Raw genomic sequence first — 24,446 nt, 5'->3', positions numbered from 1 at the left:
CCCTGTGATCAGGGACTTCAGGCCCTGGACGATCAAGCCACCGACGTGGTGGTGCGGGTGGTCGAGGCGATGGTCGCCGATCCCACCACACGGGTGCCCTCGTACAGGACGATCGCCTGGCCGGGCGCTACGCCGCGGACCGGATCGGTGAAGGTGACATGGAGTTCACCGTCGGTGAGTTCCGCGGTGACCTCGGTCTCGCCGCCGTGGGCGCGCAGCTGGGCGGTGTAGGTGCCGGGGCCGGTGGGGGCGGTGCCGCACCAGCGGGGCTTGACGGCGGTCAGGGCGCGGACGTCCAGGGAGGCCGCGGGGCCCACCGTCACCGTGTTGGTGACCGGCGAGATGTCCAGCACATAGCGCGGCTTGCCGTCCGGGGCCGGGGTGCCGATGCGCAGACCCTTGCGCTGGCCGACGGTGTATCCGTAGGCCCCCTCGTGGGTGCCGAGGACCGCTCCCGACTCGTCCACGATGTCGCCCTCGGCCTTGCCCAGTCGGCGCGCCAGGAAGCCCTGGGTGTCGCCGTCCGCGATGAAGCAGATGTCGTGGGAGTCGGGCTTCTTGGCGACGGCGAGGCCACGGCGCTCGGCCTCCGCGCGGATCTCGTCCTTGGTGGTGAGCGTGTCCCCGAGCGGGAACATGGCGTGCGCGAGCTGCTTCTCGTCGAGGACCCCCAGGACATACGACTGGTCCTTGGCCATGTCGGAGGCGCGGTGCAGCTCACGGGTGCCGTCGTCCAGGGTGACGATCGTGGCGTAGTGGCCCGTGCAGACCGCGTCGAAGCCGAGCGCGAGGGCCTTGTCGAGCAGCGCCGCGAACTTGATCTTCTCGTTGCAGCGCAGACACGGGTTGGGGGTGCGCCCGGCCTCGTACTCGGCGATGAAGTCCTCGACCACGTCCTCACGGAACCGCTCGGCGAGGTCCCAGACATAGAACGGGATACCGATGACATCCGCGGCACGGCGCGCGTCGCGCGAGTCCTCGATGGTGCAGCAGCCGCGTGCGCCCGTCCGGAAGGACTGCGGGTTCGCGGAGAGCGCGAGGTGGACGCCGGTCACGTCGTGGCCCGCCTCTGCGGCGCGTGCGGCGGCGACGGCGGAGTCGACCCCGCCGGACATGGCGGCGAGAACGCGGAGGGGGCGCTGCGGAGTGTCAGTCATAGCCCTTCAAGAGTACGGGCCCGCGGGAACCGGGGCCCCCGAGTATCCGTTGACCGTGACATGGGGGACCGGAGGACGGCGAAGGACGGGGACCGGCGGCTCGGACGACGGGCACTGTTCGTCGGGGGGACCGCGGCGGTGCTGGGTACGGCGGTGCTGGGTACGGCGGCGCTGGCACGCGAGGAGCTGGGACGCCTGTGGTGGCGGCTGCCCGGCATCGAAAAGCCCCGGGTGGCGGGCGCGGTCGACTTCCCCGGGGCCCGCTGGGTGGCGGCGTCACCGGCCAATCTGCGGCGCGCGGACCGGCCCGACGACTACCGCATAGACCGTGTGATCATCCATGTCACCCAGGGCGGCTACCGCAGCGCCGTGAACGTGTTCCAGGACCCGGGGCACGGCGCGGCGGCGCACTACATAGTGAGCGCCGACGGGCATGTCACCCAGATGGTCCGGGAGCTGGACGTCGCCTTCCACGCGGGCAACCGGGAGTACAACGAGCGGAGCGTCGGCATCGAGCACGAGGGCTTCGTGGAGGACGCCTCCTCGTTCACGGACGCGATGTACGAGGCGTCGGCGCGGCTCACCGCCGCGATCTGCGGACGGTACGGCATACCCGTGGACCGCGGGCACATCATCGGGCATGTCGAGGTTCCGGGCACGGATCACACGGATCCGGGCCCGCACTGGGACTGGGCCCGCTACCTCCGTCTGGTACGGGCGGCCCGGACCGCCCCGGTGAAGCCGCAACGCTCCGCCTAGGCGGGCCTCACCGGCCGTCAGGGCCCGTGCGCAGGGCGGGTGTTCGAGAGCTCGGCCGGGGCGTGGGCGGCGTGTCCCGTCAGGTCAGACCGGCGGTGCGGGCGCGCTCCACCGCGGGGCCGATCGTCTTGGCGACCGCCTCCACATCGGCCACGGTGGAGGTGTGGCCCAGGGAGAAGCGCAGGGTGCCGCGGGCCAGGTCCGGATCGGCGCCGGTGGCCAGCAGGACATGGCTGGGCTGGGCCACACCGGCCGTGCAGGCGGAGCCCGTGGAGCACTCGATGCCCTGAGCGTCCAGCAGCAGAAGCAGGGAGTCGCCCTCGCAGCCGGGGAAGGTGAAGTGCGCGTTGGCCGGCAGCCGGTCCACCGGGTCCCCGCCCAGGATCGCGTCCGGGACGGCCTCGCGGACCACGGCGATCAGTTCGTCGCGCAGGGCACCGATCTCGCGGGCGAACCGCTCCCGGTGCTCGGCGGCGAGCCGTCCGGCGACGGCGAAGGAGGCGACCGCCGGCACATCGAGGGTGCCGGAGCGCACATGGCGTTCCTGACCGCCGCCGTGCAGCACCGGTACGGGGCTGTATCTGCGGCCCAGGAGCAGCGCGCCGATGCCGTAGGGACCGCCGATCTTGTGGCCGGAGACCGTCATGGCGGCGAGGCCCGAGGCCTCGAAGTCCACCGGGAGCTGACCGAAGGCCTGGACCGCGTCGGCATGCAGCGGAATGTCGAACTCCGCCGCCACGTCGGCCAGTTCACGGACCGGCATGACGGTGCCGATCTCGTTGTTGGCCCACATGACCGTGGCGAGGGCGACATCGTCGGGGTTACGGGCGACGGCCTCGCGCAGGGCCTCCGGACGGACCCGGCCGTAGGAGTCGACGGGCAGATACTCGACCGTGGCGCCCTCGTGTTCGCCGAGCCAGTCGACCGCGTCGAGGACCGCGTGGTGTTCGACGGGGCTGGCGAGCACCCGGGTACGGGCCGGGTCGGCGGCACGCCGGGACCAGTACAGGCCCTTCACGGCGAGGTTGTCGGCCTCGGTGCCGCCGGAGGTGAAGACGACCTCGCTGGGGCGGGCACCCAGGGCGTCGGCGAGGGTCTCCCGGGCCTCTTCGACGGTTCGTCTCGCCCGCCGGCCGGATGCGTGCAGTGAGGAGGCGTTGCCGGTGACGCCGAGCTGCGCGGTCAGTGCCTCTGCCGCCTCGGGGAGCATCGGGGTGGTCGCGGCGTGGTCGAGGTAAGCCATGGTGGCCCAATTCTAGGGCCGCTTCCCGGGGTGTCGTTCTTCCGGCCGGGGTGCGGCCGATTTGCATCGCCTCCCCGGCCGGACCCGGCGCGGCGTCTCCCACGGAACAGCCGCCTCCGAAGGGCGGCCCGTGAACCGTCCGGCGGCCGCCTCCGAGAGGACCGACCGGGCCGCCCCGGGTTCAGGACAGTCTGACCCGCGCCAACTGGCGGGACTGGGCGACCAGACGGTCCGCGCTGTCCCAGACCTCCGCGTCCTCCTCCAGATAGCCTCCGGCGAGATTGCGGGTGGTGATGGAGACCCGCAGCGGCCCCGGCGCCGGACGGCTCCGGACGTGCACGGTCAGTTCGACGGTCGGCACCCAGCCGGAGAGCCCGAGCTCGAAGGCGGTGGGCGGCAGCGCGTCCACCGCGAGGAGCAGGGCGAGGGGATCCGTGTCGCGGCCGTCGGCCAGCCCGAACCAGGCCCTCATCTCGCCCTTCCCGGAGGGCGAGCCCAGCGCCCAGCCCAGCGTGGCGGGGTCGAGCCTGAGCATCAGCCGCTCGACGATGGCCGAGCTGCCGGAGACCGGTGCCGGACCGTCCTGGGCGTCGAAGCACCGGTCCAACGGCGGGATGGCGGGCGGTTCCGCGCTGGTACGGATGTCGTCGGGCAGGGCGTCCAGATCGCCGTACGAGGCGAGCACCCGGATCCGTTCCACCTCGTGGCCCTCGTCGTCGTACTGGAACAACGAGGCCTGGCCCGTGGAGAGGGTGCGTCCGGTGCGGACGACATCCGTGCGGATCACGGCCGGGCCGGGCCGGGACGCCGTGAGGTAGTGCGCGGAGACGGTGAACGGGTCGGAGTGCGGCAGGGTGTCCGCGAGGGCACGGCCGAGGACGGCCAGCAGATAGCCGCCGTTGACGGCGCCGGCGATCGTCCAGCCGGCGGAGAGGTCGATGTCATGGACGCCGGGTTCCCGGCGGACGACCGCGGTGTCGCGGTCGAACTCACTGTCGCCTATGGCGCCTCGGGCGGCCTGGGCGGTCACTGCTTCTGCCATGCCTGAAACCGTACAACAGGAAAATACTAAGCAGTAGCTTTTGTGATCCGCCCGACCTGGCCGACCCCGCCCCGCTCCATCCCACTCCGCTCCACCCCGGGTGAGGATTCGGCAATTTCTCGGTAAGCACTCCTGTCGACCCGTGACCGTAAGGCCCCATTCCCCCTCTCAAGGGGTGTACAGGCCGATCTGTCCGCTCACAGGAAGAGCATGCAATCCGATGAGTCTGACTGGAACGCCGTTCCTCATCACTTCGATCACCCTCCTCACGGTCGCCCTCATCCTGCCCTTGTTCCTGTGGTCCCGGATCCGCGGCCCGGTGGCCCTGCGCCACGGCGCCCGGGTCTTCATGCTGCTGTTCGCCCAGGCCACCGCGGTCGTCCTGGTCTTCGTCCTGGTGAACAACGCCAACAGCCTGTACGACAACTGGGCCGATCTGCTCGGCACGGGCAACCATGTGCAGCAGGCCGCCGACCTGGGCAAGGACGGCACCGGCGGGATCCGGATCACCTCCCTTCCGAAGGTGCGGCAGACCTTCGGCCAGGCCGACGGCCCGGACATGCACGCGGCCGGCGGGGTGCGGGTCACCCAGCTCAAGGGCCGGGTGTCGGGCGTGGACGCCGAGGTCTACGTCTGGCTTCCACCGCAGTACCAGGAGCCCGCCTACCGGCACCGGAAGTTCCCGGTCGTGGAGCTGCTCTCCGGATATCCGGGCTCGGCCAAGGCATGGTTCGGCTCACTGAAGGTGCACGAGCAGCTGCTGCCGCTGATGCGCGACGGGCAGGTGGCGCCGTTCATCCTGGTGGCCCCGCGCACCAATCTCATCGCCAGGGTCGACACGGGCTGTGCGAACGTCCCGGGCGCCGTGAACGCCGACACCTGGCTGAGCATCGACGTCCCCAAGATGGTGACGGACAACTTCCGGGCCGAGTCCGCACCGAACGGCTGGGCGGCCGCCGGTTACTCGGCGGGCGCGCACTGCGCGACCAAGCTCGCGGTCGCGCACCCCGACCGCTACCGGGCCGCGATCAGCCTGTCCGGCTACAACGACCCGATCGGCGAGCGTGTCTCCCTGGCCGCGCAGAGCATCGCGCTGCGCCGCCAGAACAACCCGTACGTCCTGCTCAAGAGCTGTCGCACCGCGCCCCGCGTCGCCCTCTACCTCTCCGGTCAGCTGGGCGACGGCTACCAGGCGGCCGCGGCGCTGCAGCGGATCGCCAGGCCGCCCACGACGGTGCACACGGTGCTGATCCCGCGCAGCGCGGGCGGCCACACCATGGCCCTGTGGCGGCCGCAGATCCGCCCCGCCTTCACCTGGCTGACCCGGCAGATGAGCGGCAGAAGGACCCTCGGGTCTACTCCTCCACGACCGTGGACCGGCGATTCCAGGCACGCGGCGCTCGCCAGTGAAACCGCATCGCCAGCAGACGCAGTACGAAGGCGGTGACCACCGCGAGCGCCGTGGTCACCGGGGTGAGCACGCCGTAGCGGATGCAGAGCGCCGCCATCGTGGCGCCGACGATCGCCGGCACCGCGTACAGATCGCGGTCCCAGCGCAGCAGCGAGGGCACCTCGTTGGCGAGGATGTCCCGCAGGACACCGCCGCCCACCGCCGTGGCCAGGCCCAGGGTGGCGGACGCGGTGAGGCCGAGGCCGTGCTCGTACGCCTTGGTCGTGCCGGCGACACAGAACAGTCCGAGGCCGGCCGCGTCGAAGACATTGACGGCGACCTGGATGCGCTCCACCTGCGGGTGGAGGAAGAAGACCAGCAGGGCGGCGAACAGCGGGGTCAGGAAGTACCCCAGATCCGTGAAGGCGGCCGGGGGCACGGCGCCGATGACCAGGTCACGGAACAGTCCTCCGCCGAGCGCGGTGACCTCGGCGAGCACGGCGATTCCGAAGACATCGAAGTTCTTGCGGACGGCCAGCAGAGCGCCGGAGATCGCGAAGACGAAGATGCCGACCACATCGAGCGTGTGCTGGACGGAAGGGCTGAACAATTGCTGGAGCACCCTTATATTCTGACCCATCCAAGGGTGTGCACCTTACAAAGCAAGGTGTGAGCCGTGAAGCGCCAAGGTTCCGCACGACAACCCCTCAGCATGCCGAACGGGAGAGCGCCAGGGGCCCGGACACGCCGGACCCCGCGCTCTCCCGTTCGGGTGAATCGTCGGGCTACTTGTCGGTCGACTCCTGGGGGTCGGCTTCCGCCTTCTTCGCCGGCTCCTCGGAGGCAGCCGGCTCCTCGGCGTCCGCAGCCGCCTCGGCGCCCTCCGACTTCCCGGCACCGTCGGACTTCTCGGCGCCGTCGGACGTGTCGGCACGATCGGACTTCTCGGCGCCGTCGGACGTGTCGGCACCGTCGGACTTCTCGGCCGCGATCTCCGCGGCCACCGCCGCCGAGGTCTCCGCCGACTCCTCCAGCACCGCGTCCGGTACGAGCTCCGCCGTCTTCCTGGCGTCGGACAGCAGCACCGTGTCCTGTGGGGCCTGGTCCTCGAAGTTCTCCGGGTGGTGGCAGGCCACCCGCTGACCGGGCCTCAGCTCCTTGAGCGGCGGCTCGGTCGTACGGCAGATCTCGGTCGCCTTCCAGCACCGGGTGTGGAAACGGCAGCCGCTCGGCGGGGCGATCGGCGAGGGCACGTCCCCGCGCAGCAGGATCCGCTCGTTCTTGCCACCCTGTCGCTTCGGGTCCGGGATCGGCACCGCCGACATCAGGGCCTTGGTGTACGGGTGCATCGGCGCCTGGTACAGCGAGGTCCGGTCGGCGAGTTCGACGATCTTGCCGAGGTACATCACCGCGATCCGGTCCGAGACGTGCCGGACGACCGAGAGGTCGTGCGCGATGATCACGTAGGTCAGGCCCAGCTCCTCCTGGAGGTCGTCCATGAGGTTGACCACCTGGGCCTGGATGGAGACGTCCAGGGCGGAGACCGGCTCGTCCGCCACCACCAGCTTCGGCTTGAGCGCGAGCGCCCGGGCGATGCCGATGCGCTGGCGCTGGCCGCCGGAGAACTCGTGCGGGTAGCGGTTGAAGTGCTCGGGGCTGAGACCGACCAGCTCCAGCAGCCGCTGGACCTCCTTCTTCACCCCGCCCTCGGGCTCCACGCCCTGGAGCCGGAAGGGCGCCGAGACGATCGAGCCGATGGTGTGGCGGGGATTCAGGGAGCCGTACGGGTCCTGGAAGATCATCTGGATGTCGCGGCGCAGCGGACGCATCTTCCCGGCGTTCAGCCGCGTGATGTCCTGGCCCTCGAAGGTGATCGTGCCGCTGGTCGGGTCCTGGAGGCGGGTGATGACCCGGCCCATGGTCGACTTGCCGCAGCCCGACTCACCGACGACGCCCAGGGTCTCGCCCTTGCGCACCTCGAAGTCGATGCCGTCGACGGCCTTCACCGCGCCGACCTGACGCTGCAGGATCCCCTTCTTGATGGGGAAGTGCTTGGTCAGGCCCTCGACCCGGAGCAGCACCCCGCGGTCCGCGGAGTCGCCTTCGGAAGCCTGCGCCTGCCGCGGGACCTCGGCCTGGCCGGCGGTGTCCGTCTTCTTCGTCTCACTCACAGCTTCGGCGCAATCTCTTCGGTCCAGATCCGCGTACGGTCCTCGGCCGAGAGGTGGCAGGCGGACCAGTGTCCGGTGTCCACCAGCTCCAGCTCCGGACGCACCGTGCGGGTGACGTTCCCCTTGGGGATGTCCGCGTACGGGCAGCGTGGGTTGAAGGCACAACCGGACGGGACGTTGATGAGGCTCGGCGGCTGGCCCTTGACCGGGATGAGCCGCTCGGAGGTCTCACGGTCGATGCGCGGCATCGAGCCGAGGAGCCCCCAGGTGTACGGGTGCTGCGGTCGCTCGAAGATCTCGTCGACCGGGCCGCGCTCCACGCACCGGCCGCCGTACATCACCAGCACGTCGTCGGCGATCTCGGCGACCACGCCGAGGTCGTGCGTGATGATGACGACCGCGGAGCCGAACTCCTTCTGGAGATCGCGGATCAGGTCGAGGATCTGCGCCTGCACGGTGACGTCGAGCGCGGTGGTCGGCTCGTCCGCGATGAGCAGTTCGGGGTTGTTGACCAGCGCCATGGCGATCATGGCGCGCTGGCGCATACCGCCGGAGAACTCGTGCGGGTAGCCGTCGATACGCTTGTGCGGCTCGGGGATGCCGACCCGGTCGAGCATCTCGACGGCCCGGGTGCGGGCGGTCTTCCTGCTCACCTTGTGGTGCACCCGGTAGGCCTCGACGATCTGGTCGCCGATCTTGTAATACGGGTGCATCGCGGACAGCGGGTCCTGGAAGATCATCGCCATCTCGCGGCCGCGCAGCTTGCGCACCTCGTCCGGGTGGGCGGAGACCAGTTCCTTGCCGTCCAGCCAGATCTCGCCGGACATCTGGACGTTCTTGCCGCGGGCGCCGAGCCGGTGCAGGCCCATGATCGCGAGCGAGGTGACCGACTTGCCGGAGCCCGACTCGCCGACGACGGAGAGGGTCTTGCCCTTCTCCAGCTTGAAGCTCAGCCCGTCGACGGACTTGACCAGGCCGTCGTCGGTCGGGAAGTGCACCTTCAGGTCGCGGACCTCGAGGAAGGCCGTCGGGGCCGGCGCGGTGGTGGCCGGCTCGCCCACGGCGGCACCGGTCTTGGAGAGTTCGGTCACGAGAGCCTCACCCGCGGGTCGGCGGCGGCGTACAGCAGGTCCACCAGAAGATTTGCGATCACGACGAAGGATGCGGCGAGCAGGGTCACGCCGAGGATCTTGGGCAGGTCGTTGTCGGTGATGCCCTGCACCGCGTAGGCGCCTACGCCTTCCAGCGAGAAGACGGTCTCGGTGATCACGGCGCCGCCGAGCAGCAGGCCGATGTCCATGCCGAAGACGGTGATGATCGGGGTGAGCGCGGCCCGCAGTCCGTGCCGGACGACGACCTTGCTCTCGCCCAGGCCCTTGGCCCGGGCGGTGCGGATGAAGTCCTCGTTCATCGTCTCCAGCATGCCCGAGCGGGTGAGCCGGGCGTAGATGGCGGAGTAGAGCAGCGCCAGGGAACACCACGCGGGGAAGAGCGTGTTGGCCCACTGGGCCGGGTTCTCGGTGAGCGGGATGTAGGTGCGGCCGAAGATCGGCCACTTGAAGACGAACAGCAGGATCGCCAGGTTGCCCGTGAAGAACATGGGCAGGGAGACACCGGCGAGCGCGACACCCATGAAGGTGCGGTCGAAGATCGAACGCGGCTTGAGCGCGGAGATGACGCCGACCGTCACGCCGGAGAGCAGCCACAGGACCGCCGCACCCGAGGCCAGTGAGAGCGTCACCGGCATACGGGAGGTGAGCTGGGGCCAGACCTGCTCGTGGGTCTTGAAGGAGTAGCCGAAGCACGGCGCGTCGCAGTGCACCGCAGTGGGGCCCAAGTCATAGGTGGCGCCGGCCACGATCCCCTTGATGAAGTGCCAGTACTGGACGTAAAGGGGCTGGTCCAGACCGAGGTTCTGCTTGACCGCGATGATGTCGGCCTTGGACGGGCTCTTGCCGATGTACTGCTGCGCAAGCTGGTCAGCGGTCTGACCGGCGAGCCGCGGCAGCAGGAAGAAGATGGCGAAGGTGACCGCGGAGACGACCAGCAGCAGGATCACTGCTGCGAACGTCCGGCGGAGGATGTACGAGATCACGGGGCCGGCGCCGATGCCCGCGGGCCGCAAAGCCCGCGGGCACCAATGCCTTCACCTGCCTTCCGGGGCTGCTACTTCGTGGTGCCGATGTTGAGGTAGTCGTACTGACCGCTCCAGGCCGCCGAGGAAACCAGGTTCGTGGCGTTCTGCGGGCGGGCCAGCAGGACCTTGAAGTAGGTCAGCGGGACGATCACGGCGTCGTCCATGGTCTTCTTGTCGATCTGCGCGTACAGGCTGTTGCGCTCGCTGTCGTCCTGCGTCGCGATCGCCTTGGACAGCAGGGAGTTGACTTCCTTGCTGTTGTACTGCGACAGGTTGGTGTTACCGGACTGGCTGATGGCCGCGCCGTTCAGGATCTGCTGCAGGAAGCCGTAGCCGGAGGGCCAGTCGGCACCCCACTGCATCATCATCAGACCGATGTTCTGCTTCTGGGTGACCTTCGGCACACCCGCGTAGTCAGTGAAGTACTTGCCCGACGGGTACTGCTTCAGGGTGGCCTTGATGCCGACCTTCTCCAGCGAGTTGATGATCGCCGTGGCGGCGTCCACCTCCTGCTGGCGGTCGGAGCGGGCCGAGATGTTCGTCGTGATCGACGTCTTGCCGCAGGCCTTCAGCTGCTCCTTGGCCTTGGCGACGTCACCCTTGCTGTCCGGGGTCGCGTAGGCGTCCGCCTTCTCGTAGCCGGTGATGTCCGGCGGGACGACGGTGGAAGCGATTTCACCGCGGACCGGGCCGCCCTCGGCGGTCTGCACCGAGGCCTTGTCGATCGCGTACTGCACGGCCTTGCGGCACTCGACCTTGTCGAACGGCGCGACCTTGGTGTTGATCGCCATGTAGACCAGGCGGCCACCGAAGGTGTTGTCCGTGTCGGCCTTCTTCTTCGGGTCGCTGAGCAGCTGGGCCTGGGTCGAGGCCTGGACACCCGTACCCACCAGCTCGATCGCGTCGCCCGCCAGGACGTCCTTGTCGATCGTCTCCGGGTTGACCTTCATCTTGACGACGATCTTGTCCGGCAGCTGCTTGCGCAGCGGGTCCGTCTTCGCGTCCCAGTTCTCGTTGCGCACGAGGACGGCCTGCTTGCCCTCGGCGTAGCTCTCGAACTTGTACGAGCCCGAGGACATGATGTTCTTGACGTAGTCGACGCCCTTGTCCTTGGCCTGAGGCACCGGAGCGGTCTCCGGGGCGGCGACCAGGTAGTCGAACTCCTGGAAGGCCTGCTTCAGGTGGAAGACGATGGTGGTGTCGTCCGGGGTCTCGATGGAGGACAGGCCCTTGCCGCTCTTGTCCTTGTAGGGGCCCTTGTACTTGTCGCCGCCCGCCAGGAGCTGCTGGAAGTAGTTGGGGCCGAGCGAGAGCACGTCACGCGCGAAGTTGGACCGCTCGACGGCGTACTTCACGTCCTTCGTGGTGATCGGCGTGCCGTCCTGGTACTTCAGACCCGCGCGGATCTTGTACGTCCAGGTCTTGCCGCCGTCGCTCGGGGTGCCCTTGCCCTCGGCGAGGTCCGGGACCAGGGTGTTGCCCTCGGTGCCGGGGCCGGGCTTGAACGTCATGAGCGGGCGGGCCCACAGCCGGCTGAGGTTGTACATGTACGCGTAGTACGTGTTACCCGGGTCGAAGGAGTCCGGGACGTCGGACATCTCGTAGGTGAGCGTCCCGCCCTTCTTGTCGGAGGCGTTGACGACCCCCTTGGTAGCGGCGTCGGCCCCGGCCGATGTGTTGCCCTTGCCACCGTTGTTCTTGTTGTCATCGGCCTTGCTGCAACCTGCGACAAGCAGGCTGACGGAGCCGATGGCCGCAACCGCGGCCAGCGCTGACCTTCGCATGATGGGCGGGTTCCCCTCCATTGTTGGAAACTTGTTGGGCTCTCAGCAGCAGGCGTCAGCGGCTGCGCGGGTCGAGAGCATCGCGGAGACCGTCACCGAGCAGGTTGAACGCCAGGACGGTCACGAAGATGGCAAGCCCAGGCACGATCATGTACTGAGGATCGACCTCGTAGAACGTGACAGCTTCCCGGAGCATGCCGCCCCAGGACGCCTGCGGGGGCTGAATGCCGACGCCGAGGAAGCTCAGGGACGCCTCGAAGAGGATGTTCGTCGGGATGAGCAGCGTCGAGTAGACGATGATCGGGCCGACCAGGTTGGGCATCAGTTCCCGGAACAGGATGTACGGGCCCCTGGCGCCCATGCCCCGGGAGGCGTCCACGAACTCACGCTCGCGCAGGGCGAGCGTCTGGCCTCGGACGATCCGGCCCAGGTAGGGCCAGTTGAAGAAGCCGATGATGAAGATCAGCACGCTGAGGTGCAGCGGCAGCCCGGTGAGGCCGAACGCGCCGCCCTGCAGGGTGGCGGAGATGGCGATGGCGAACAGCAGCAGCGGGAAGGCGAGGAAGGTGTCCATCAGACGGCTGATGATCGTGTCCACCCGCCCGCCGTAGTAGCCGGCCACCACGCCCATGATCGCGCCGATGACGTTGGACAGGATCGTCGCGCCGAACGCGACCACCAGCGACACCCAGGATCCCTCGAGGATGCGGGTGGCGATGTCGCGGCCGAACTTCGGGTCCACGCCCAGCGGGTGGTCCGCACTCATACCGCCCCAGGCGCCGTTGGGCAGCGAGGTGTTGGGGTCGATCAGATCCTGGTGGAAAGCGTTGGGATCGAGCCCGAACACCGCCTGGATGGGGCGCGAGAGGATCGCGAGGAGGACCAGCACGACCACGATGGCACCGCCGGTGACCGCGACCTTGTCCTTCTTGAATCGGGACCAGGCGATCTGTCCAAGGGAACGGCCCTCGATCCGCCCCTTCTCGGCACCAGCGAGCGCAGCCTCCGGCTGCGTCTCGGCTGCCGCCCCGGTGGTCTCGATCGGTGCGGTCACAGTGACCTGACCCCTCTCGCCGGTGGTGACCGGCCTTTTCTCCGCCGCTGTGGACGGCTTTGGTTCGATTGCCTGCTGCGCGATGCGGCAGATGGATGCGGCGCGACTGTCCGGCGGATCCCCCGATTGGCTCGATCAAAAATCGAAAGCCCTACGTCCGCGAGGTGAGTCTTCAACGCCTCGGCGATCACTCGCCAGGTCTGACCGCGAAAGGATGCGCAACCGTGATGCGGGTTGTGGTTTTCCGTTATCCGGACACAGGGTAGCCCTTCCCGAACGTGCGCCCGTTCACCCCAACTGGTCCCGCCATCGGACGACTTGGCACCCCAGCGGCTGCCGCAAACCCGGCGAACAGCGCTTTCTCTGCGGACCGACCCCTTCCGCGGCCATGAGGACTCTCCGGGCGACGCCGCCCGGATCACTCCGATGGGACGGGTCACGCCGATGGGACGGATCGCGCCGTCGATGAGCCCGGCTGCCCGCTCGACGTGGAGGGCCGGCCCCTGGACATGATCGCGAGCATGGGGCGCGACGGCCTGAAGGGACCTTCACCGGGTCCGGCACGAGCTCGCCCGGCCGCGGTCTCCCCGCGCGGGCGTCGGCGACGACGGCATCGCGCGAGGGCGCGTGTCACAACCGGGCCGGGAAGGAAACGGCACCGGTAAGTGCCGCGAGCGGTCCGGGGTCAGTACGCGCCGCGCACCGGCGGGTAGCCGTAGCCGCCGGCCGGGGCCGGGGCCACATGGGCCTCACGGTCGTAGAACGGACGGGAGTTGACGCCCAGCCAGATCGCCACCGGGTCATAGGCGTCGGACATCGCGACGGTCGACACCGGCAGCCCCTCGGGCACGGCCACGATGGACTGCTGCATCATGGCGCGCACCGAGTCGACCGCCGCCGGAGAGGTGTCGTACACATCGAGACCGATCGCCAGGTACGGTGCGCCGAGGGCGGGTTGCACCCAGGCGCGGCGCAACGACCGTACGGCGGGGGTACGGTGGGCGTTCTGGGTGAGCAGGGCGTAGAACTGCGGGACCGGGACGGCCGGTTCGGACAGCCTGAGCGGTCCCGCGGGCTGGCGCTCCAGACCGGTGGCGATCCGGCGCAGATCGAGCCAGGGGATGCCGACGCCGCCGCCCGGCGCATGTGGGTTCAGCCACAGGCCGTAGTGCTCCGGGTAGAGGGTGCGGGCCACATCGAGGCCGTCGACGACCTCGTACGAGCGATTCCAGCCGCTGGCCGAGAGTTCCTGCGCGGAGGTGACACAGGGCGCGTAGCCGTGGCCGTCCACCTCCATGTTCCCGTACTGGGCGTCGGGTGAACCGGCCTGGCCGTGCCAGAGCAGCATCCAGACCTGACCGGACGACGGGGTCGACAGCACGCGAAGAAGCGCCTCATAGGCGTCGTACCGCCCCGGCGTCACCTGGCGCAGCATGTGCTCGACCTGCCCGGCCGCAGCCGTGCCCGACGCGCTCACCCTCTACCGCCCCTTCACCACGAACCTGACAACCCCGGCGGAACACCTCGGTATGGTGCGGGCGGTTTTCAGCCGCACCACACCGACCGGGCCATTCTCCCCTGTCCGGGGCACCGTGTCCTCCTGCGGTCCCGCCTCGGTCCGGCCCCCGGGCCGGACCGTGACTCGTCCCGCTCCGGCCATGAAACCAGGTTAAGCGCCCATCCCGACAGCGGCTTGACACGCGGGAGCCCACTTCACCCCGGCACAGGGTGCCGGGGCCGCGACGGGCTCAGTGCCCGCGCTGGTAGAAGGGCCGCACCCGCTCCCGCAGCCAGTCCCCCACCGGGTCCTGGGCCACATCCATGAAGACCATGTTCACGGGTGTCGCGGTGGGCACCGTGCCGAGCGCCCGGCCGAGCGCCTCCAGCGGGATCGTGCGCGTGTCCGCCTCCCAGGAGGAGAGTTCGACGCCGATGAACATCACCGGGTCGGCGGTCTCGATCGCGGCCAGGCAGCGGCGCGCGGTGAGCACCAGACCGGTCGCCTCGAACTCGGCGGAGGCGGCGGCGAGAAGGTCCACCGGATCGTCCTGCCAGTCGGGCTCGAAGAGCCGGACACGGCCCCCGGTGACGGGCCCGCCCAGCGGGGTGTTCCCGCCGCGGCACAGTTCGGCCACCACCTCCGGCGGCAGCGGGGCGCCGACCACCCCGTCCGGGTTGAGCGCCAGGCCGACCTGCGGGGGCAGCCCGCGCGCGAACTCGACGGCGGGCGCGATCGTGAACGACATATGGGTGCCGACGACTTGGCGGAACTGCTCCTCCGAGCTGAACACCGGCACGTACGCCTGGCCCGCCAGCTCCATCGTGGGCAGGTCGAGGGACTCGCTGTGCGGGCCGCCGCCGTTGGGCAACGGCACCCACAGGAAGCTCCGGGCGAGGACCTCGACGATGCGGGCGCCGGACGAGGGGACGCCGAGTGAGGCGGAGAGCACCTCCTCCAGTTCGTTGCCCGGCCATCCGCCGTGCGGATGGGGGTGCGCCTGTGGGGGAATGCCCGCGGGAAGGTCCGCCTGGAAGTCCATCTGCCTACCGCCTGCTCAGAACCGCTGTTGTGGCTGAAAAGGCTAGCGGGTGGCCGGGCGAGGTGGCTCGGTCCGCGAAGTCGATCCCGCGCAGGACGTCCGCCGCGTCCCGGTCGAGCACCACCACCGAGCCGCAGCCGTGGGGCGGACGGCCTTCCTCCACCGAGCGCAGCAGACGGCGGGTGGCCCGGCGGTGCCTGAGGAACGCGCGCCGTGAGACGCCCCGGCCGCGCGCCCGCTGTCCCGCCAGGGCCGTGTCCGGGGTGACGTCGAGCAGCAGCAGATGGAGGGTGCCGCCGCGGCGCCGGGCCTCCCTGGCCAGCCAGTTGCGCACCCAGCTCTGGGTGCCGCAGTCGTGCACGACGGCCCCGGTGCCCGCGCGCAGCGCCCGGCGCAGGGCGGTGTAGTGGGTGAGCCGGACCAGCGGGCGGTAGAGCGCGTAGGGGAGGAAGCGGGCCAGGTGCCCGTCCCAGCGCTCCCGGGTGTCCTGGGAGTCGACCCGTAAGCCCCGCACGGCGCGCCGCATCAGGGTGGACTTGCCGCCGCCGGGCAGACCGGCGACGACGACCAGATCGCCGGCCCCGAAGGTGAGCCGGTGCGGACCGCGGCCGGCGCTCCCGCGCAGATCGCGGATCCCGCCGGGCCCCGCCGGCCCGCGCTCCCGCCGGGTCCCCGTCCCGGGCCGTGCGGGCGCCGTGACGTCCGGCGCCGTGGCGTACACCGTGGTCCTGTTCACCGTCATGCCCTCCCTGGCAGCGCGCTCCCGAAGGCAGGGATACCCGCCTCCGCCGAATGCAAAGAAAAGGTAATGCGCCAGGTTCACGTTCCGGTGCGGGAAACGCCACAGCCCGGTGACGGACATGGGCCCTGCCACGGGGCGGGTGTGGCGTGCAATGATGTCCGCGCCAACTGCATACCGGCCGCTTGAATCCGCGCGGGAGAGTTCCGGGTACGCATCTGCGTCCGGGCGCCGAAGGAGCAAGTCCCTCCCTTGAATCTCTCAGGCCCCTATACCGCGCGGGCGAGGCACATCTGAAAAGCGGGCCGCTTCCGGTGGCTCCACCCAAGGTGCAAGCCGTGACGACCGCCGCGCGGAGTCATGGCGAACCTCTCAGGTTCCGATGACAGATGGGGAGGAACGACCTCGCCCTCCCCACGCTCGGCGTCCGCTCGCGCGGGGGACCCCATCGCCCTGGGAGCACAACCGATGAGCAGTAGCCCCCTGCGCCGTACCGCGCTCGATGCCCTGCATCGTTCGCTCGGCGCCACGATGACCGACTTCGCCGGCTGGGACATGCCCCTGCGGTACGGTTCCGAGCGCGACGAGCACCTCGCCGTCCGCACCAAGGCGGGTCTCTTCGACCTCTCGCACATGGGCGAGATCACGGTGACCGGACCCGAGGCGAACCGGCTCCTGGACCACGCCCTGGTCGGCAACATCTCCTCCGTCGGCGTGGGCCGCGCCCGCTACACCATGATCTGCCGCGAGGACGGCGGCATCCTCGACGACCTCATCGTGTACCGGCTCGGGGAGCGGGAGTACCTGGTCGTCGCCAACGCCTCCAACGCCCAGGTCGTGCTGGACGCCCTGGTGGAGCGGGCCACGGGCTTCGACGCCGAGGTGCGGGACGACCGGGACGCCTATGCGCTGATCGCGATCCAGGGCCCGGAGTCCGCCGGCGTCCTCGGCTCGCTGACCGACGCCGATCTGGACGGCCTGAAGTACTACGCGGGCCTGTCCGCCACGGTCGCCGGGGTCCCGGTGCTCCTCGCGCGCACCGGCTACACCGGTGAGGACGGCTTCGAGCTGTTCGCCGCCCCCGAGCACGCCGAGGGCCTGTGGCGGGCGCTGACCGAGGCGGGCGCCCCGGTGGGTCTGGTGCCCTGCGGCCTCTCCTGCCGGGACACGCTGCGCCTGGAGGCGGGGATGCCGCTGTACGGGCATGAGCTCGGCACCTCCCTGACCCCCTTCGACGCCGGTCTCGGCCGGGTCGTGAAGTTCGAGAAGGAGGGCGACTTCGTCGGCCGCGCCGCGCTGGTCGAGGCCGCCGAGCGCGCCGAGAAGAACCCGCCGCGCGTCCTGGTGGGCCTGGTCGCCGAGGGCCGTCGCGTCCCGCGCGCCGGATACCCGGTGGTCTTCGGTGGCGAGGTGATCGGCGAGGTCACCTCCGGTGCCCCCTCCCCCACGCTGGGCCGGCCGATCGCGATGGCGTACGTGGACGCCCCGCACTCCGTCCCGGGCACGCCCGGCGTCGGGGTCGACATCCGTGGCAAGCACGAGCCCTACGAGGTCGTGGCGCTGCCGTTCTACAAGCGCCAGAAGTAGCAGCCACCGGGCGCGAGCCGGGGCGTGCCCCCGGGCATGTCCCGTCCGCTCGTGAGCGCCCCGGCGGTCCCCCTTTCACCTCCACTCCCCGCGTACAGGAGAATTCAGACATGAGCAACCCCCAGCAGCTGCGCTACAGCAAGGAGCACGAGTGGCTGTCGGACGCCGAGGACGGCGTCTCGACGGTCGGCATCACGGAGCACGCGTCCAACGCGCTCGGCGATGTCGTCTTCGTACAGCTCCCGGAGGTCGGTGACACGGTGACCGCGGGCGAGACCTGCGGCGAGCTGGAGTCGACCAAGTCGGTGAGCGATCTGTACTCCCCGGTCACCGGTGAGATCACCGAGGTCAACGAGGCCGTGGTGGACGACCCGTCGCTGGTGAACACCGCGCCCTTCGAGGGCGGCTGGCTGTTCAAGGTGCGGGTCACCCAGGAGCAGGACGACCTGCTCTCCGCCGACGAGTACGCCGCCCACATCGCCGGCTGAGGAGTCGTAGCAGCACATGTCGCTTCTGAACACACCTCTGCATGAGCTCGACCCGGACGTGGCCGCCGCGGTCGACGCCGAGCTGCACCGTCAGCAGTCCACCCTCGAGATGATCGCCTCGGAGAACTTCGCCCCGGCCGCGGTCATGGAGGCCCAGGGCTCCGTCCTCACCAACAAGTACGCCGAGGGCTACCCGGGCCGCCGCTACTACGGCGGCTGTGAGCACGTCGACGTGGTCGAGCAGATCGCCATCGACCGCGTCAAGGAGCTCTTCGGCGCCGAGCACGCCAATGTGCAGCCGCACTCGGGCGCGCAGGCCAACGCGGCCGCGATGTTCGCGCTGCTCAAGCCCGGCGACACGATCATGGGTCTGGACCTCGCCCACGGCGGGCACCTGACCCACGGCATGAAGATCAACTTCTCCGGCAAGCTCTACGACGTGGTCGCCTACCACGTCGGTGCCGACGGTGTCGTCGACATGGACGAGGTGGAGCGCCTTGCCAAGGAGTCCCGGCCGAAGCTGATCGTGGCGGGCTGGTCGGCCTACCCGAGGCAGCTGGACTTCGCCGCATTCCGCCGGATCGCGGACGAGGTCGGCGCCTATCTGATGGTCGACATGGCGCACTTCGCCGGCCTGGTGGCGGCGGGGCTGCACCCGAGCCCGGTGCCGCACGCCCATGTCGTCACCACCACCACCCACAAGACGCTGGGCGGCCCGCGCGGCGGTGTGATCCTGTCGACCGCCGAACTGGCCAAGAAGATCAACTCCGCGGTCTTCCCCGGTCAGCAGGGCGGCCCGCTGGAGCATGTGGTCGCCGCCAAGGCGGTCGCCTTCAAGGTCGCGGCGTCCGAGGACTTCAAGGACCGCCAGCGGCGGACGCTGGAGGGTGCGCGCATCCTCGCCGAGCGGCTCGTCGCGGACGACGTCAAGGCCGTGGGCGTGGACGTCCTGTCCGGCGGCACCGATGTGCATCTGGTGCTGGTCGACCTCAGGAACTCCGAGCTGGACGGTCAGCAGGCCGAGGACCGCCTCCATGAGGTCGGCATCACGGTCAACCGCAACGCGATCCCGAACGACCCCCGCCCGCCGATGGTCACCTCGGGCCTGCGGATCGGCACGCCCGCCCTGGCCACCCGCGGCTTCACGGCCGAGGACTTCGCCGAGGTGGCGGACGTCATCGCCGAGGCGCTCAAGCCGGCCTACGACGCCGAGTCGCTGAAGGCCCGGGTCAAGGCCCTGGCCGACAAGCACCCGCTGTACCCGGGGCTCGGGAAGTAAGCCCCTCCTTCAGGGAAGCCGCGCACACCGACCTGCCGTCCACAGGTGTGCGCGGTGCCCCGCCCCCGCACCACCACCGCATTGAGGAGTCACCGTGGCCATCTCGGTCTTCGACCTGTTCTCGATCGGCATCGGCCCGTCCAGCTCCCATACGGTCGGTCCGATGCGCGCCGCGCGCATGTTCGCGCTGCGACTGCGCAACGAGGGTCTGCTGGACCCCGTCGCGTCCGTACGGGCGGAGCTGTACGGCTCGCTCGGTGCCACCGGCCACGGCCACGGCACACCCAAGGCGGTCCTGCTCGGACTGGAGGGCGCCTCCCCGCGCACGGTGGACGTGGAGTCCGCCGACCAGCGGGTGGAGGACATCAGGACCGCCGGACGGATCAACCTGCTCGGCGAGCACGAGATCGCGTTCTCCTTCGACGACGATCTGGTCCTGCACCGGCGCGAGACCCTTCCGTACCACGCGAACGGCATGACGCTGTGGGCGTACGACGCCTCCGGGGCGGAACTGCTCTCCAAGACCTACTACTCCGTCGGCGGCGGCTTCGTGGTCGACGAGGACGCGGTGGGCGCGGACCGCATCAAGCTGGACGACACGGTCCTCAAATACCCCTTCCGCACCGGCGACGAGCTGCTGCGGCTGACCCGTGAGACGGGGCTGTCGATCTCCGCGCTGATGCTGGAGAACGAGCGGGCCTGGCGCAGCGAGGAGGAGATCCGCTCCGGTCTGCTGGACATATGGCGGGTCATGCAGGCGTGCGTGTCGCGGGGCCTGTCCCGGGAGGGGATCCTGCCCGGCGGGCTGCGGGTGCGCCGGCGGGCCGCCGTCACCGCGCGGCAGCTGCGCGCCGAGGGCGACCCGGTGGCGCGCGCCATGGAGTGGATCACTCTCTACGCCATGGCGGTGAACGAGGAGAACGCGGCGGGCGGCCGGGTGGTCACGGCCCCGACGAACGGCGCCGCGGGCATCATCCCGGCGGTGCTGCACTACTACATCAACTTTGTGCCGGGTGCCGACGAGGAGGGCGTCGTGCGCTTTCTGCTCGCGGCCGGCGCGATCGGCATGCTCTTCAAGGAGAACGCCTCCATCTCCGGCGCGGAGGTCGGCTGCCAGGGCGAGGTCGGCTCGGCCTGCTCGATGGCGGCGGGCGCGCTGGCGGAGGTGCTGGGCGGCACCCCCGAGCAGGTGGAGAACGCGGCCGAGATCGGCATGGAGCACAACCTCGGCCTGACCTGCGACCCGGTCGGCGGTCTGGTGCAGATCCCGTGCATCGAGCGCAACGGCATGGCGGCGGTCAAGGCCGTCACCGCGGCCCGTATGGCGATGCGCGGCGACGGCACCCACAAGGTCTCCCTCGACAAGGTCATCAAGACCATGAAGGAGACCGGCGCGGACATGAGCGTGAAGTACAAGGAGACGGCGCGCGGCGGCCTGGCCGTCAACATCATCGAGTGCTGACGGAACGGGCCCCGACCCACGTGGTCGGGGCCCGCCCGCCGACGCGTCCCGGCGGATGCCGGACGCCTCCCGGGGCGGCTATCTCCGGGCGACCAGCCAGACGATCAGCCCGATGACCGCGAGCGCCGCGACCGACGCGGCGACGATCTTGCCGACGCTGTACGGGCGCTCGCCGACCACCTCGCCGGTGCGGGCGTTCACCGTCACCTGCCAGGTCCGCCCGGCGTGGAGGTAGGTCAGGAACCACACCGGGAGCAGCATCAGCTTGAAGGTGACGTCGAAGTAGCGGGTGTCGACGGATTCGACCCGCTGCTCGTCGCCTCCGATGTCGCTCCGGCAGTCGTCCTCGATGGCCTCGGCCATCCGCTCCTTGGCCGTCTCCAGGCCGTCCTCGGGCTCGATGTCGTACCGCACCGTCTGGAAGCCGGCCAGGTACTCCTCCTGGTAGGGCCTGGCCTCGTCCAGCGGCCAGGGCGTGAGCTTGTCCAGCTGCTTGGCGGTGACATGGCCGGTGCCGGGCACCAGCACATCGTCGAAGGCCCGGGAGACCGTCCCCGAGGCCGGGTACCAGCGGGTGTGCCGCACCTGCTCGGTCACGGTGCGGGTCTCGCCGTTCTCGGTGACGGTGCGGGTCACGGTCTCGTAGTAGTACTCGCCGCGCCGGCCCCGGTAGTCGGAGACGGTGGCCGCGTCGTACGTCCAGTGCGGCAGATAGCTGCCCTTGAAGGACTCCGCCTCGGTGACCTTCTTCAGGCTCTTGGGGGCGAACCAGCGGGAGGACGTCCAGCTGCGCAGTGCGTCCCGGGCGGCGTCCCGGTTCAGGCCGAAGGGGACGACGGCCTCGGGGACGACCCGCTCGGTGGCGTCGGCGTCGGCCACCAGGGGGGTGGCGCAGAACTGGCACCGCACGGAGAGCGTGTCGCTCTCGGTCCGGGCGCCGCAGCCCGGGCAGAGAAAGGTGTTGGCCGCGCCCGGGGCCGCCGAGGGCTTGGCGGGGAGGGACGCCAGCTCCTGGATCGGATGCTCCTGCACCTCGCGCGGGACGGGCACGATGGCCTGCCGGTGCCCGCAGTAGGGGCAGTGCATCGCGTCGGTTCCCGGGGCGTACTCCACGGTGGCACCGCACGCCTCGCACGGGTACGAGCGGGCGGCGGCGGCCGTCTGGTCTCCGGTCATGGTCGTCGTCCCCGCCCGCTCAGGCCTGGGGCGGCAGCGGCGGCGGGACGCTGCCGAAGAGGCGGTCGATGTCCGGCACCTGCTCGGCGGGGAGCCACTCGGACATGCCGTTCTGCCAGACCAGGGTGGTCCGGGTGAGCGTGCCCGCACTGATCAGACCGGTCAGCGCGGTGCTGTCGTAGGGGCCCTGCTGGGCGCCGCCGACGCCGATGAACCACTGCTGCCGGGGCAGCGGCGGCGGGGTGGCCGCAGGGGGTGCCGCCGGGGCGGGGGCCTGCTGCGGGGAGAGGCCCGCCGCCATGCGCTGGCCCAGGGCCATGCCGACGCCCAGCCCGACGCCCTCGCCGGCGGCGCCGGGGTTGCGCGCGGCCTCTCCGATCGCCTCGGCCGCCTGGAACTGGGCGTACTGGTCGAGGTTGCCCACGATCCCCATCCGGGAACGGGTGTCGATGGCGGCCTCGACCTCGGGCGGGAGCGAGATGTTCTCGATGATGAACGTGGGCACCGCGATGCCGACCGGGGCCAGTTCCTCGGTGAGGGCGGCCGCCAGCCTGGCGCCGAGCCCGTCCTGACGCGCGGCCAGGTCCAGCATCGGCACCCCGGCCGTGGCCAGGGCGTTGCCGAGCCGGCCGACGATCAGCTGCCGCAGATACTCCTGCACCTCCTCGGTGCGGAACTGCGGGTCGGTGCCGGCCAGCTCCCGCAGCAGCGCGGAGGCGTCCACGACCCGGGCCGCGAAGGCGCCGAAGGCCCGCAGCCGGACCATGCCGAACTCGGGGTCCCGGACGATGACGGGGTTCTGCGTCCCCCACTTGAGATCCGTGAACTGCCGGGTGGTGACGAAGTAGACCTCGGCCTTGAAGGGCGAGTGGAAGCCGTACTTCCAGCCCTTCAGGGTGGAGAGGATCGGGAGGTTCTGGGTCTCCAGGGTGTGTGTGCCGGGCTCGAAGACATCGGCGATCTGCCCCTCGTTGACGAAGACCGCCACCTGGGACTCGCGGACGACGAGCTGGGCGCCCATCTTGATCTCGTTCTCGTAGCGCGGAAAGCGCCAGACGATGGTGTCGCGACTGTCGTCGGTCCACTCGATGATGTCGATGAACTCACCGCGTATACGGTCCATCAGTCCCATGGCCCGCCCCCGTTTCCTCTGTGTACGGCCCTTGACCTGGCGTCCGCACGATAGCAATCGCCGTCGATGCCGTACCCCGGCGGGCCGGAGGCGATACCGAGCGTCCCCGGGCACCGGTGCGGCCCCTGTTCCCCCAGGGGCTACCGGGCGGTAACCGGCCTCTTCTACGCTTCCCTTCAACTCGACCACGAAGAAGGGGAGTTGGCCATGCGTGGCACAAGAGGACTCGCGGCGTTACTGGGTGCCGTCGCGCTGCTGACGGCGATACCAGGCAACGCCCACGCGGCGGGGCCGAGCTTCTCCGCGACGACGGCGATCGGTACCCACAACGCGTACGAGAAGAGCAAGTACGCCTATCTCGCACAGGCACTGGACTCCGGTGCCTCGCTGCTCGAGCTCGATGTCTACGCCGACCCGCTGACCCGGCGCTGGCGGGTCAGCCACAGCAATCCGCTGGGCAACGACAACAACTGCGAGGCCGCGAAGGCACCGGGCGAGCTGTACGGCAAGAGCCGTGACCAGGACCTCGGCAGCTGCCTGGACAACATCGCCGCCTGGCATCAGCTGCACCCCGACCACCGGCCGATCGTCTTCAAGCTGGAGATGAAGATCGGCTTCAACAACACTCTCGGCCTCGGACCCGCCGCCTTCGACACCCTGGTGGCGCAGAAGCTCGGCAGCATCGTCTACAAGCCCTCCGACCTGCTGGGCGGGACGTACTCGTCGCTGGACGCGGCCGCCCGGGCCGGCGCCTGGCCGTCCCGGGACGACCTCACCGGCAAGGTGATCTTCGAGCTGATCCCCGGCACGGTGGAACAGGCCAACCCCTTCGACCACTACTGGACCGACCAGGAGTACGGCGACCATCTGCGCGACCGGTACACGGCCGGGACCATCGCGTCGGCCCAGGCCTTCCCCGCCGTCCTCGGCGCCGCGCCCGGCGACCCGCGCACCAGCCGCTACGACGCCTCGATCCGCCCCTGGTTCGTGTTCTTCGACGGCGACGCGGCGACCTACGTCAATCAGGGCTATGACACGTCCTTCTATGCGGAGAACCACTACATCCTGATCGCCACGGACGCCGCCGCCGTCTCCCCGCCGATCTCCTCGACCAGTCCCACGGACGACGAGGTGGCCGCCCGTCTGTCCCTGCTGGCCGGGCACCACGCCAGCGTGATCACCTCGGACTGGGCGGCCAAGTCGCCCGCCGTCCTGGGTGCGGTGGCCCCCCGCGGCTGAGCTGATGTTCGAACGCCCTGAGGGGATCGTCCGTAGGGAAGAGGGGGCACAAGCCAACCAGAGACCC

General features: G+C 70.1%; 21 protein-coding genes and 2 riboswitches. Of the genes, 7 read left to right on the top strand and 14 right to left on the bottom strand.

What is annotated here, in order from left to right; genetic code table 11:
• Positions 1-32 precede the first annotated feature (32 nt).
• Positions 33-1,157, bottom strand: a complete 1,125-nt coding sequence (gene mnmA / locus CP978_RS23585) for a tRNA 2-thiouridine(34) synthase MnmA (RefSeq protein WP_043444035.1) — start codon at positions 1,155-1,157, stop codon at positions 33-35.
• Positions 1,158-1,217: 60 nt separating this feature from the next.
• Here mnmA and CP978_RS23580 point away from each other — a divergent pair, with 60 nt between their 5' ends.
• Positions 1,218-1,916, top strand: a complete 699-nt coding sequence (locus CP978_RS23580; protein ID WP_043444034.1) for an N-acetylmuramoyl-L-alanine amidase — start codon at positions 1,218-1,220, stop codon at positions 1,914-1,916.
• A gap of 79 nt (positions 1,917-1,995) precedes the next feature.
• Here CP978_RS23580 and CP978_RS23575 read toward each other — a convergent pair whose 3' ends face one another.
• Together CP978_RS23575 and CP978_RS23570 are read right to left on the bottom strand one after the other, a co-directional pair.
• On the bottom strand, positions 1,996-3,159 hold the full coding sequence (locus CP978_RS23575; RefSeq protein ID WP_043444033.1) for a cysteine desulfurase family protein: 1,164 nt from the start codon (positions 3,157-3,159) through the stop codon (positions 1,996-1,998).
• 181 nt (positions 3,160-3,340) lie between these two features.
• The gene (locus CP978_RS23570) at positions 3,341-4,201 is read right to left on the bottom strand and encodes a thioesterase family protein (RefSeq protein WP_043444032.1); all 861 of its coding nucleotides are present in this window, start codon (positions 4,199-4,201) and stop codon (positions 3,341-3,343) included.
• Between the two features lie 220 nt (positions 4,202-4,421).
• Here CP978_RS23570 and CP978_RS23565 point away from each other — a divergent pair, with 220 nt between their 5' ends.
• Complete coding sequence (locus CP978_RS23565; protein ID WP_043444031.1) at positions 4,422-5,648, top strand: alpha/beta hydrolase; 1,227 nt, start codon at positions 4,422-4,424, stop codon at positions 5,646-5,648.
• On the opposite strand, the gene CP978_RS23560 is transcribed toward CP978_RS23565, so the two are convergent.
• From CP978_RS23560 to CP978_RS23520, 9 genes are all read right to left on the bottom strand, one after another.
• Positions 5,557-6,213 carry a trimeric intracellular cation channel family protein gene (locus CP978_RS23560; protein WP_043444030.1) on the bottom strand — a complete coding sequence of 219 codons (657 nt, stop codon included), beginning with the start codon at positions 6,211-6,213 and terminating at the stop codon, positions 5,557-5,559. The genes CP978_RS23565 and CP978_RS23560 overlap by 92 nt on opposite strands.
• A 163-nt stretch (positions 6,214-6,376) precedes the next feature.
• The gene (locus CP978_RS23555) at positions 6,377-7,762 is read right to left on the bottom strand and encodes an ABC transporter ATP-binding protein (protein WP_043444029.1); all 1,386 of its coding nucleotides are present in this window, start codon (positions 7,760-7,762) and stop codon (positions 6,377-6,379) included.
• Complete coding sequence (locus CP978_RS23550; RefSeq protein WP_043444028.1) at positions 7,759-8,853, bottom strand: ABC transporter ATP-binding protein; 1,095 nt, start codon at positions 8,851-8,853, stop codon at positions 7,759-7,761. The genes CP978_RS23555 and CP978_RS23550 overlap by 4 nt, the downstream gene beginning before the upstream one ends.
• Positions 8,850-9,857, bottom strand: coding sequence for an ABC transporter permease (locus tag CP978_RS23545; RefSeq protein WP_043449360.1), 1,008 nt, complete (start codon positions 9,855-9,857; stop codon positions 8,850-8,852). Before CP978_RS23545 ends, CP978_RS23550 begins: the two co-directional genes overlap by 4 nt.
• Positions 9,858-9,928: 71 nt before the next feature.
• Complete coding sequence (locus CP978_RS23540; protein ID WP_227745433.1) at positions 9,929-11,683, bottom strand: ABC transporter substrate-binding protein; 1,755 nt, start codon at positions 11,681-11,683, stop codon at positions 9,929-9,931.
• A gap of 55 nt (positions 11,684-11,738) precedes the next feature.
• Positions 11,739-12,737: an ABC transporter permease gene (locus tag CP978_RS23535; protein WP_043444026.1), complete on the bottom strand. Its 999-nt coding sequence runs from the start codon at positions 12,735-12,737 to the stop codon at positions 11,739-11,741.
• A gap of 685 nt (positions 12,738-13,422) precedes the next feature.
• Positions 13,423-14,214, bottom strand: coding sequence for an enhanced serine sensitivity protein SseB C-terminal domain-containing protein (locus CP978_RS23530; RefSeq protein WP_043444025.1), 792 nt, complete (start codon positions 14,212-14,214; stop codon positions 13,423-13,425).
• A gap of 271 nt (positions 14,215-14,485) precedes the next feature.
• A complete protein-coding gene (locus tag CP978_RS23525) occupies positions 14,486-15,277 on the bottom strand; it encodes an enhanced serine sensitivity protein SseB (protein ID WP_043444024.1) in 792 nt (263 codons plus the stop codon).
• A 4-nt stretch (positions 15,278-15,281) separates the two neighbouring features.
• Entirely contained in the window at positions 15,282-16,019 is a 738-nt protein-coding gene (locus CP978_RS23520) for an AAA family ATPase (RefSeq protein WP_107070438.1), read from the bottom strand.
• A 183-nt stretch (positions 16,020-16,202) separates the two neighbouring features.
• Positions 16,203-16,303: riboswitch (glycine riboswitch) on the top strand.
• Positions 16,304-16,415, top strand: a riboswitch (glycine riboswitch). It abuts the riboswitch before it with no gap.
• Positions 16,416-16,484: 69 nt separating this feature from the next.
• Between CP978_RS23520 and gcvT the strand changes: the two genes are divergently transcribed.
• The 4 genes from gcvT (at position 16,485) to CP978_RS23500 (ending at position 20,832) form a co-directional block, all read left to right on the top strand.
• On the top strand, positions 16,485-17,603 hold the full coding sequence (gene gcvT, locus CP978_RS23515; RefSeq protein ID WP_043444023.1) for a glycine cleavage system aminomethyltransferase GcvT: 1,119 nt from the start codon (positions 16,485-16,487) through the stop codon (positions 17,601-17,603).
• A 110-nt stretch (positions 17,604-17,713) separates the two neighbouring features.
• Complete coding sequence (gcvH, locus tag CP978_RS23510; protein WP_150478293.1) at positions 17,714-18,091, top strand: glycine cleavage system protein GcvH; 378 nt, start codon at positions 17,714-17,716, stop codon at positions 18,089-18,091.
• Positions 18,092-18,107: 16 nt separating this feature from the next.
• Positions 18,108-19,370, top strand: coding sequence for a serine hydroxymethyltransferase (gene glyA / locus CP978_RS23505; RefSeq protein ID WP_150478292.1), 1,263 nt, complete (start codon positions 18,108-18,110; stop codon positions 19,368-19,370).
• A gap of 94 nt (positions 19,371-19,464) precedes the next feature.
• A complete protein-coding gene (locus tag CP978_RS23500) occupies positions 19,465-20,832 on the top strand; it encodes an L-serine ammonia-lyase (RefSeq protein ID WP_043444020.1) in 1,368 nt (455 codons plus the stop codon).
• Between the two features lie 78 nt (positions 20,833-20,910).
• On the opposite strand, the gene CP978_RS23495 is transcribed toward CP978_RS23500, so the two are convergent.
• Positions 20,911-22,008, bottom strand: coding sequence for a TFIIB-type zinc ribbon-containing protein (locus CP978_RS23495; protein WP_043444019.1), 1,098 nt, complete (start codon positions 22,006-22,008; stop codon positions 20,911-20,913).
• A gap of 19 nt (positions 22,009-22,027) precedes the next feature.
• Positions 22,028-23,131, bottom strand: a complete 1,104-nt coding sequence (locus tag CP978_RS23490) for an SPFH domain-containing protein (protein ID WP_227745432.1) — start codon at positions 23,129-23,131, stop codon at positions 22,028-22,030.
• 216 nt (positions 23,132-23,347) lie between these two features.
• On the opposite strand from CP978_RS23490, the gene CP978_RS23485 reads away from it, so the two are divergent.
• Positions 23,348-24,379, top strand: a complete 1,032-nt coding sequence (locus CP978_RS23485; protein WP_174498664.1) for a phosphatidylinositol-specific phospholipase C domain-containing protein — start codon at positions 23,348-23,350, stop codon at positions 24,377-24,379.
• The last annotated feature ends 67 nt before the right edge of the window (positions 24,380-24,446 follow it).

It is taken from the genome of Streptomyces nodosus (assembly GCF_008704995.1).
In the GTDB taxonomy this organism is placed as follows: Bacteria; Actinomycetota; Actinomycetes; order Streptomycetales; family Streptomycetaceae; genus Streptomyces; species Streptomyces nodosus.
Note: the sequence above shows the minus strand (reverse complement) of the source record. Positions and strands in the feature narration are given on the sequence as shown.